Here is a 9,697-nt window from a genome sequence, read left to right as displayed (position 1 = left end):
CTCTCCCACGGGGTGGCGCCAGTTGCAAATTCTCCATAACTGAGTCCCGGTGTCGCGGGTTCGGTCTTCCCAGACTTTCGTACGCCTCGCGGCGCCCGAAACCCTTCAGGAATGCAGAATGTCGGCTGTTGAGCATATTTTATTAGAAAGCTGACATTTGCATGCAAAGCGCTTAGAGTCCGTTTGAGAATGGTTATGGATGGACAATTCTGCGGAGTATGAGGCTGCCGAGAGCGACATGGATCATCGCTTCCGAGACGTCGATCCTGTGCTAGTAGTCCCACACGAGCCGCTTCCAGCGTGTCATCCAACCGAAAGTGCGCTCGACGACCCAGCGCCGGGGCAACACCTTGAAGCCGGCCTTCTTGTCGGAGCGGCGGATGATCTAGAGGACGAAATTCTTATAAGTCACGGCATCCATAAGGCGGGTGCGGTCGTAAGCACCATCAGCGAACAGATGCTTGAGCCAGGGCCATCGCTTGAGCGCCAGCACTCGCCGTCGGACTGTGTTCGTGCCAGGTAGCGAAGCGCACCAAACGCATTGCGCAGGTCCGTCGCAGGCTTGCGACCGCGCTTGGCCGCTGACGGCAGAAATGGCTGAATGGATAGCCATTCCTCGTCCTCCAGATCGGTCGGGTAGCGCTTTAACCGCTTCTCAAATCCGGCCACGGCTCGCTCGGGTCCACATCCCAAGCTTGAATCACGCCCAAGCCACCCCATCAACACATTCTCAAACAGGCTCTTAGGGTCTTCCCTCGTGAAGCGCAAGACGACCCCAGTCGTCTATCCCAACCCAACAGACTGGTAGATTAATGTGCTCGCAATAAACCGCTTGGCAGCCGGTGCGGCAGGGATTAGCAGTTAATCTATGAGCCAATTCACCTGCAATATGACCAAGGCCGCTTATCGCAATTGGGCCGCTGCGGAAAGCCTCAGAAATGCAACAGCACCAGACCGCATCACCGCGGGCTATCTCTATGGGATAGCCGCCGAATGCGCGATCAAGGCAACGTATCGCGACATTTCTTGGACCACCGATAGTCGTGATGGGCCTGTCTATGCTCACTTTCCTAAAATTAAGAGCAAACTTCGAGACGTCCTATCTGGCCGGATAGGAGCTAGGTTTATGCGTTTTACTGATCAGCATTTCATGGAAGGTTGGGCTATCGATATGCGCTATAGCGATGGAACACGTCCCGACGCTGCGACGATAGACCGGTGGCGCAGGGATGCACAAGACGCCCAGAGTGAATTGCCATGAACAATCCCATTCGTTTCGACGATAGTCTTCCACAGTTAGTAGCCACTCTCAAAGCTGTGTATTCTGGAGATCTGGCCGCCGAAGAGCACATAGTTGTCCGAGACTTCGAAGGACGTCTTTCAGTTATTCTGAGGGTTCGGGAAGCAGATCTTACTGTAGACGTTCTCGAGCGTTTAAACAGTGCTGTTACAGAAGAACTTGGTCCATATGCTCGCCCGGAAGACCCTGTACGGACCTGGGACACGTCAGGCATCTCCCGGATCCTCGAGGAAGCCACGACTGCGCCCGTTCTGCAAATTGACAGCGTGAGATTCAGGTTTCTCGACCGCCGGATTGTCGGAGCAGACTGGATGATGGCTCCAGTGCTCGGGCCAGAAGCTATTCCTCGCATTGCGTTTATCAGCATCAAGGGAGGTGTAGGGCGCTCCACGGCCCTCTCTATAGCAGCGATGCATCTTGCTCAGGCAGGCTTGCGAGTTCTTACTGTGGATTTAGATCTTGAAGCTCCGGGGCTTGGGGCGACACTTTTGAAGCCAGATGAGCTACCCACTTATGGTGTAGTCGATTGGCTGGTCGAAAACGGACTTTCAGGGACAGGTGGCACGTTCCGAGCCGATTGCATTGGCAAGTCTTCGCTTTTAGACGGAATTTCGGTCGTGCCCGCGTTTGGGAGCCAAACGCGGGCACACCCCGCAGATGCGCTTGCCAAGATCGCACGCGCAAGCCTCGAAGACATACGAGACGGCGTCTCTTTTCCCCTTCACGCACAATTGCATGAGATGCTTAAAAGCTTTGAAGCTACTGGCGACTATGACGTTGTGTTGATCGACGGGCGCGCGGGCTTGCATGAAACGACGGCGGCTCCCGTCCTTGGTCTCGGTGCGAAACTACTTCTGTTTGGCATCAATGAGCCGCAGACCTTTCAGGGTTACGCTTTCCTCTTGGCTCACATCCGGGAACGTATTCCTGGGGGAGCAAAGTGGGAGGAGAACGCCTGGTTTGTGCAAGCTAAAGCAGATCCATGGGATGCCGAGATAGCGCAGGAGCGTTTCAACGCGCTTTGGGGCAGGGAAGAAGGTTCGCCTTCAGAGCCCGAAAGGCTCGGTCCTGACGACCTCGATTTGATTTGGGCTGACAATGACGATTCAGCCCCTTCCCCCAAAGATCCGGTATCGTTGCTACGAATCCTTAACGACGAACGCTATCGCAGCTTTAATCCAGTTGAAAATCGGGTGCAACTCGATGAGAAACTCGTGAGATCTACCTTCGGCGACCTTCTGGAGTGGTTCGACCAGCAGATGGAACTGGGTAAATGACCACTCGTCAAAAATATCAACCTCTCAACTCAGAGGATATCTTCACGATCCGAGACACGATCGCGCGATTTGACCCCAGCGCATCGTCGACAATTGTCGGGGCGGACAAAGCCAAGCTGCGGGATATTTTCGCGCCTATGAGCCACAGCAAAGCGCTTGATCCCGCGACTACGCTAGTTCTCGGCGCGCGTGGTGCAGGCAAGAGCTTCTGGGCGAGCGTACTCTACAACCCTGACACTAGGCATCTCGCTGCTGAGCTCTATCCGCGTCTGGGCATCGACAGGCTCCGGGTCGAGATTGGATTTGGTGGGGTGGGCCGCGCGGGGGTGTCTAAAGAAGTCATCGACAAACTGGTGCCCGAAGAACAGGAGAAGGCGACTGCAGGCCTCTTTTGGAAAGCCGTCATCGCTGGCGCAGCCCTCACGGTGATTGAACCTAATCAGAAGCACCCCCCCAGGGAAATGCTTGATCGTTTTTCTGATCCTCAAGATTGGGCAGACACCATGGTGAAGGTTGATGACAAACTTGAAAAAAGCGGGGAGACACTGCTCATCGTATTTGACGCCCTTGACGCGATCTCGGAGGATTGGAAGCGGCTTAGTAGGATTATTGACGCGCTGCTGGCTTCGGTCTGGTCTTTGCGCGGCTTCAATGCCATTCGGGCAAAACTTTTCATGCGATCGGACCAGTTGAGCGAACTCACGCTACGGTTTGTAGAGCTATCAAAATTGCGCAGTGGAGCGGCCAGACTAGGGTGGAGGCAAGCTGATCTCTACGGGCTGATGTTTGCAAGGTTAGCTTTTGATGAAGATGGAGGGGAGGCTTTTGGCCGTCTTCTTGAGGCCAATGGCTTGGGCAAAGTGCCGAAAAAGCAAGAAGAGCTTCGCACTTGGAAACTATCCAGTAATGAAAGCCAGCAAGAAAAACTTTTTGTGGCCATGGCAGGCTACTTCATGGGTGCAGGACCGCGAAAGGGAAAAACCTTCGACTGGCCGTATAACCATTTGGCAGATGGCCTCGGCGATGTGACGCCTCGTAGCTTTCTCATTCTGATGCAGAATGCCGCAGAACGATCCCAATCTCGAGATGCGAGCACTCTTATCCTTTTGCCGCAAACAATCCGCGATGGGCTCCGAGCAGCTTCAAAAGTTCGCATAGAACAGCTTAATACGGAATACCCTTGGATCAAGCGGGTTCTTCAACCACTAGCAGGTCTACGCGTGCCAGCAGAGCCGCAGGTCCTCTTTGATGCTTGGGCAGAGAATGCCACAGTAGAAGCCGCCATCAAAATCGCACAAAGAGAGCATGCTCTTCCTCCAGTGTTGACCGGTTCGTCTCAGAAACCTGATCTATCCACTCAAGAGTCCAAGCTCGCTGATCGCCTAATCATGATGGGTGTCCTAACCAGCCGGCCAGACGAACGTTACGACATGCCCGATCTCTTCCGTATTGGCGCAGCGCTTCTGAAGAAGGGTGGAGTGCCTCCGAAAGCCTGAAATTGGAGATATCTATCCCTCACAACATATACTATAGCGCTGATTACTCAGGCATATTTTACTTTTGGATGCGTCATGTCCGCTATCGGGATGCTAGTGAGAGCATCTATTTGACCGAGGTGAGGCGAAACCAGTCTGTCATCCGAGCGTGTGTCGGCATTTCTTTTCGCACCATGCCATGAGAACAAAAGGTGACACTTCTCAGGATGACAGGCTGTGCCGATCCGCCCCGAACTCAAATGGCTTTACCCTCCCGATTGGTCGCAGATCAGCCGACACGTAAGGTTTGAACGAGCGCAGGGACGTTGCCAGGTCTGTGGCCGTCCGCATGGCCAGCGGATCCGGGTGGTGGCTTCTGGTCGCTGGTTCGATGTGGACACGGGAAACTGGCGGGACGCCAAAGGGCGTAAGACCTCATTGACCTGATCGAGGTGCGCGAAACCCGGGTGGTGCTGGCCGCTGCACATCTGGATCATGACCCGCGCAACAACCGGTTAAGCAATCTGCGTGCCCTCTGCCAGCGCTGCCATCTTGTGCACGATCGCGTCTGGCACGCACTGCAACGTCGGCTGACATGGAACGTTGGGAGATCTGTTTGAGGGGCCGTATCGTCCCGGAATCCTCGGTACCGTCCTCGCGCAAGCTGCGTCAGGGACTGTAATGGACGGATGACTTTTTCGTAGGCTATCCAGCACTACAACTGCAGTGCTGGATCATCCGCTGTGCCGATAGTTCGATCCACTTGAAGGAAGGCGCAAACACAGCCTGACGGCTGTGGATCTCGCGCACACCGAAGGGCAGTACCGTGTGGCGTCGGTCGCTGTGCCCTTCGAGACGGCTGATCGCGGCCCGCAGCGTCTCCAGGCCAGGTTTTTTATGGGTTTCAGCAGTCATGTCACGGCTCGACGTTCCTTGTGCAGGCAAATTTCCTGATTATATGTTCCTGATTTGTTCCATTCATGCTACGCAAGTCAATGCAAATTCGCTCCGTATCCGGCATGCTGGGTAGCGATGTCGGTTCGGTATCGTTGATGAAAGTGCGCTAAGGAATTGAATCCAGAACCTTCTTCCTCTCCGGGTAACGACGATTATCTGTTCCGTCTGAATGATGCGCAGCGGCAGGCCGTCACGCATGGGACCGGAGTCTCGACAGGCGGGGCGGATTCATCCCCGCTGCTGGTCATCGCCGGCGCCGGATCAGGCAAGACCAACACGCTGGCGCACCGGGTGGCGCATCTGATCGCCTCGGACGCCGATCCGCGCCGGATCCTGCTGCTGACCTTCTCGCGGCGGGCCAGTGTCGAGATGACGCGACGGGTAGAGCGGATCTGCAAAACGGTGCTGGGGGACAAAGCCAATCCTCTGGCGGACGCGCTGGCCTGGGCCGGGACGTTTCATTCCATCGGCGCCCGGCTGCTGCGGGAGTATGCCCAGCAGATCGGCATGGACCCGGCCTTCTCGATCCATGATCGGGAGGATTCCGCCGATCTGATGAATCTGATCCGGCATGATCTGGGGTTTTCCAAAACCGAGAAGCGGTTTCCCGGCAAGGGCACGTGCCTTGCCATTTATTCCCGGGTGGTAAATTCCGGTGCGCCGCTCGCCGATGTGCTGCTGAAGCACTATCCATGGTGTGCAGGCTGGGAAGCCCAGCTTAAGCAGTTCTTCGCTGGTTATGTCACGGCGAAGCAGGAACAGGGCGTGCTGGATTATGACGATCTGCTGCTGTGCTGGGCGCAGATGGTCAGCGACCCGGTGCTGGCCGCTGATATCGGCGGCAAATGGGATCATGTGCTGGTCGACGAATATCAGGATACGAACCGGCTGCAGGCGGACATTCTGCTGGGCATGAAACCGAATGGCCATGGGCTGACAGTCGTGGGCGATGACGCGCAGAGCATCTATGCCTTCCGGGCCGCGAGCGTGCGCAACATCCTCGATTTTCCGGGACAGTTCAAACCTGAAGCCCGTGTCGTGACGCTGGACCGGAACTATCGCTCGACAAAACCCATTCTGGATGCCGCCAACGCCGTCATTGGCGAAGCGGCCGAGCGGTTCACCAAGGATCTGTGGACTGAGCGACAGTCCGACGAACTCCCCAGGCTTGTGACAATCTGGGATGATACGGCTCAGGCGAATTACATCGCCGATCGTGTGCTGGAAGAGCGGGAGGCTGGAACGCCGATGAAGCAGCAGGCGGTGCTGTTCCGGGCCTCGCACCACAGCGGCACGCTGGAGGTAGAACTGACAAGGCGCAATATTCCGTTCGTGAAGTTCGGCGGCCTGAAGTTTCTCGACAGTGCGCATGTGAAGGATGTGCTGGCTATGTTGCGCTTTGCCCAGAACCCGCGCGACCGCATCGCGGGCTTCCGGGTCCTGCAGCTTCTGCCAGGCGTGGGGCCGACCTCAGCCCGACGCGTGCTGGACACGATGGGGGAGAGTGCCCATCCCTTCGAGGCGCTGAAGGATATCAAAGCGCCACAGCGCAGCGGCGAGGCCTGGACGGGGTTTGTGAACCTGCTGACAGCCCCTAGCAGCCATCAGGTCGGCTGGCCGGGCGAGATCGCGGCTGTACGCTACTGGTATGAACCACATCTGGAGCGGCTGCATGAGGACGCCTCCACCCGTCTGGCCGATCTGGTGCAACTGGAGCAGATTGCCGGGGGGTACCCGTCACGGGAAAAATTCCTGACCGAACTGACGCTGGACCCGCCGGATGCCACATCCGATCAGGCCGGCGTGCCGCTGCTGGATGAGGATTATCTGATCCTCTCGACCATTCATTCCGCCAAGGGGCAGGAATGGAAGAACGTGTTCGTGATGAACGCCGTCGACGGCTGCATTCCGTCCGATCTGGCGACAGGCGAGCAGGACGACATCGAGGAGGAACGCCGGCTGCTTTACGTCGCCATGACGCGGGCGAAGGACAGTCTCGATATCATGGTGCCGCAGCGTTTCTATGTGCATGGCCAGCACAGCCGGGGCGACCGGCATGTCTATGCCTCGCGGACGCGCTTCATCGACCGGGACATGCTGCCTTTGTTCGAGGCTGTGTCGTGGCCAGTCATAAAACCGGAAGAGCAGGCCCGGCAGGAGGCGGTGAAGTCGGTACGGATCGACATGGCCGCTCGCCTGCGCGGCATGTGGTCGTAAGGGAGCAACGCGGATGTGCAACCTCTATTCCATGACCTCGAACCCGCAGGCGATCCGCGAGATTGCGAAAGTCCTTGAGGATCGCACGGGCAATCTACAGCCGCTGCCCGAGATCTATCCGAACACGATGGCGCCGATCGTGCGGAATGGTGAGAACGGCCGTGAACTGGTCATGGCGCGCTGGGGCATGCCGACACCGCCCGGTTATCTCAGGGGGCACAAGGTGGATCGCGGTGTGACCAATATCCGCAATCCGATCTCGACATGGTGGAAACGCTGGGAAGACATGCAACATCGCTGTCTGGTGCCGCTGACGGCGTTCTCGGAACCGGAGCGTCTGCCTGACGGGAAATCGCGGCCGGTGTGGTTTGCCCGCAGCGACGGAGAACCACTGGCTTTCTTTGCCGGGATCTGGTGCCGGTGGACGTCCGTGCGGAAACTGGCTGACGGGGAAACGACGGACGACCTGTTCGGGTTTCTGACCACCGAGGCAAACCAGGAAGTGGGCGCGATCCATCCGAAGGCCATGCCGGTCATTCTGACACAACCGGGCGAACTGGATGTGTGGATGAACGCCCCAGCGGCAGAGGCTCTGCGGCTTCAGCGACCTCTGCCGAATGGCGTGCTTGCTCGTGTCGAATCCCAGCCTCTTTCAGAATAAGGGAGGAGAGACAGACTCCCCCCTCTTATCAGAAGAGTATCTAGGTTTTTACAGGTGGATCTTCAGATTGCGAGCGTACGTTTGATGACGTCGCAATAGGCGTCCATGAAGCGTTTTGAGAGAGCGGCGTCCGGAACAAACATATCGAAGACGTGGTAGGCACCGGGCACAACGAAGACTTCGACGGGAACGCCTGCGGCCATCAGGCGGGTGGCGTAATCGAGGTCTTCGCAGAGAAACAGGTCCATGGAGCCAACCCCGATGAAGGTGGGCGGCAGTCCGGCGAGGTTCGTTGCGCGTCCGGCGGCTGCGTAGTCCGGGGTTTTGTCGCCGCCGGCCGCGTCCCCGAGGTAGCACTGCCAGGCGTATTTGTTGGCCGAACGGGTCCAGACATATTCACCGAATGCCGGGGCAGGATCGCGTTTTATTGCCGTGCGGTCATCGAGCATCGGGTAGATAAGGATCTGGCAGGCGAGTTTGTATTCGCCGCGATCGCGGGCCATCAGGGCGAGAGCCGCGCTGAGGCCGCCCCCCGCGCTTTCTCCAGCGACAACGACTTTATCGCGGTTGATACCCAAGCGGGCTGCGTTTTCGTTTACCCATTTGAGGACAGCGTAACAGTCTTCGATGGCGCCGGGATATTTCACTTCCGGGGCAAGACGATAATCGACCGAGAAGATGTGCATGCCGAGACGGTTGGCGAGGATCTGGCATTTTGGATCGTCCACTTCCGGGTGGCCAGAGATAAGACCGCCGCCGTGAATGTATACCATGGCGGGCGCATTGGGGGCGGCTTTGCGGGGGCTGTAGACGAGGACGCGCACGTCTGGCGCCTTGTTGAGACCGGGGACGTATTCTTCCCGTGTATCGACATCCGGCGAAGGTCTGCCTTCCATGAGCCGGACAGAAGTAAGGAAGATTTCGCGCACTTCCGGCAGTGAACGATCCGAAAGACCGTCGAAAGACGGCATTTTCGCCAGAACGGGCAGAAATTCCGGATTTACGACATTCTTTGGCATGACTTGATAACTCCTTTTGCGGATCGCCCCGCCAGGGGTCTGTGATCCATGGCGGAGATGATGTTCATGCCGGTTAGGAGGATGGCTATGATCTGAATCACTCTAAAACCAGAATAAATCAATATAGGATATTTATAAATTCAATTATATATATTATTTATATGATTAATTAACATTGTAAATTCAGGAATTATGACTTCCCTAAACGTATTGATTTTATTTATTATTATTCTTTATGCTTATATATGCGGTTTTTGTTTGGTTAGACGCTTTTCGTCGGATTGTTTACTTTCGGCATGGACCGGTTGCTCGGTGACGGATAGGGTAGCATGTCTTCAAAGTCAGGGTGCATTACTTTGAGGACACGAGTTTGTTTCAGACCCCCCTTGAATAAAGGGGAAATGGCGCTGAAAAATGGCGAGATCTGGCCGCAACGGGGGCGGGGATACTGCTCGGTCCGCTTAGCGACAGCGAAAGCCCAAAGAGGACGTCCAAATCAGCTTCGCACTCATCCTTAAAAGGGAAGTGACATACAGATCGACGTTTTGACCCGGCGACAGGATTGAAAAGGGAGAATGCGGCTAAATGTAGTTAAACACCTAAGAGCCTGTTTGGAAAGTCATGGATGAGCGTTTCTTCGGATGAGATTGGCCCCCATGGCGACGAAGATCATGGCCTGTGAGACATCGATGCGGCGCTCGTAATCGCGCACGAGGCGTCGCCAGCGGGTCATCCAACCGAACGTCCGTTCGACGACCCAGCGTCGGGACAGAACCTCGAAGCCTTTAGCC

At 56.5% G+C, this 9,697-nt stretch carries 10 protein-coding genes and 1 pseudogene; 6 read left to right on the top strand and 5 right to left on the bottom strand.

Translation table 11 applies throughout. From position 1 onward, the window contains the following. Positions 1-193: 193 nt before the first annotated feature. A pseudogene (locus tag GOB87_RS17210) lies at positions 194-481 on the bottom strand (transposase); the annotation flags it as partial. Then, on the bottom strand, positions 409-693 hold the full coding sequence (locus tag GOB87_RS17205; protein ID WP_408737176.1) for a transposase: 285 nt from the start codon (positions 691-693) through the stop codon (positions 409-411). The gene GOB87_RS17205 and the pseudogene GOB87_RS17210, both read right to left, overlap by 73 nt. Before the next feature lie 175 nt (positions 694-868). Between GOB87_RS17205 and GOB87_RS15770 the strand changes: the two genes are divergently transcribed. From GOB87_RS15770 to GOB87_RS16590, 4 genes are all read left to right on the top strand, one after another. Next, entirely contained in the window at positions 869-1,261 is a 393-nt protein-coding gene (locus GOB87_RS15770; RefSeq protein ID WP_166318925.1) for a hypothetical protein, read from the top strand. Beyond that, positions 1,258-2,577, top strand: a complete 1,320-nt coding sequence (locus GOB87_RS15765) for a KGGVGR-motif variant AAA ATPase (protein ID WP_166318922.1) — start codon at positions 1,258-1,260, stop codon at positions 2,575-2,577. The genes GOB87_RS15770 and GOB87_RS15765 overlap by 4 nt, the downstream gene beginning before the upstream one ends. Beyond that, on the top strand, positions 2,574-4,073 hold the full coding sequence (locus GOB87_RS15760) for a hypothetical protein (protein WP_166318919.1): 1,500 nt from the start codon (positions 2,574-2,576) through the stop codon (positions 4,071-4,073). The genes GOB87_RS15765 and GOB87_RS15760 overlap by 4 nt, the downstream gene beginning before the upstream one ends. A gap of 216 nt (positions 4,074-4,289) precedes the next feature. Then, positions 4,290-4,499 (top strand): hypothetical protein, encoded by a 210-nt coding sequence (locus GOB87_RS16590; RefSeq protein WP_194303382.1) that lies wholly within the window; start codon positions 4,290-4,292, stop codon positions 4,497-4,499. Positions 4,500-4,757: 258 nt separating this feature from the next. Here GOB87_RS16590 and GOB87_RS16585 read toward each other — a convergent pair whose 3' ends face one another. Continuing rightward, complete coding sequence (locus tag GOB87_RS16585) at positions 4,758-4,967, bottom strand: hypothetical protein (RefSeq protein WP_242006520.1); 210 nt, start codon at positions 4,965-4,967, stop codon at positions 4,758-4,760. Between the two features lie 156 nt (positions 4,968-5,123). Between GOB87_RS16585 and GOB87_RS15745 the strand changes: the two genes are divergently transcribed. Both GOB87_RS15745 and GOB87_RS15740 read left to right on the top strand, forming a co-directional pair. Further along, entirely contained in the window at positions 5,124-7,226 is a 2,103-nt protein-coding gene (locus tag GOB87_RS15745) for an ATP-dependent helicase (RefSeq protein ID WP_166318916.1), read from the top strand. Between the two features lie 13 nt (positions 7,227-7,239). Further along, a complete protein-coding gene (locus GOB87_RS15740; protein WP_166318913.1) occupies positions 7,240-7,887 on the top strand; it encodes an SOS response-associated peptidase in 648 nt (215 codons plus the stop codon). A 62-nt stretch (positions 7,888-7,949) separates the two neighbouring features. On the opposite strand, the gene GOB87_RS15735 is transcribed toward GOB87_RS15740, so the two are convergent. Further along, positions 7,950-8,906: an alpha/beta hydrolase gene (locus tag GOB87_RS15735; RefSeq protein ID WP_061274662.1), complete on the bottom strand. Its 957-nt coding sequence runs from the start codon at positions 8,904-8,906 to the stop codon at positions 7,950-7,952. A gap of 619 nt (positions 8,907-9,525) precedes the next feature. Then, the coding region (locus tag GOB87_RS15730) for a transposase (protein WP_166318910.1) at positions 9,526-9,697 on the bottom strand (172 nt) is incomplete at its 5' end.

The sequence above is a fragment of the Acetobacter estunensis genome (assembly GCF_011516945.1).
In the GTDB taxonomy this organism is placed as follows: Bacteria; Pseudomonadota; Alphaproteobacteria; order Acetobacterales; family Acetobacteraceae; genus Acetobacter; species Acetobacter estunensis.
This window is presented reverse-complemented; position numbering and strand designations above follow the sequence as displayed.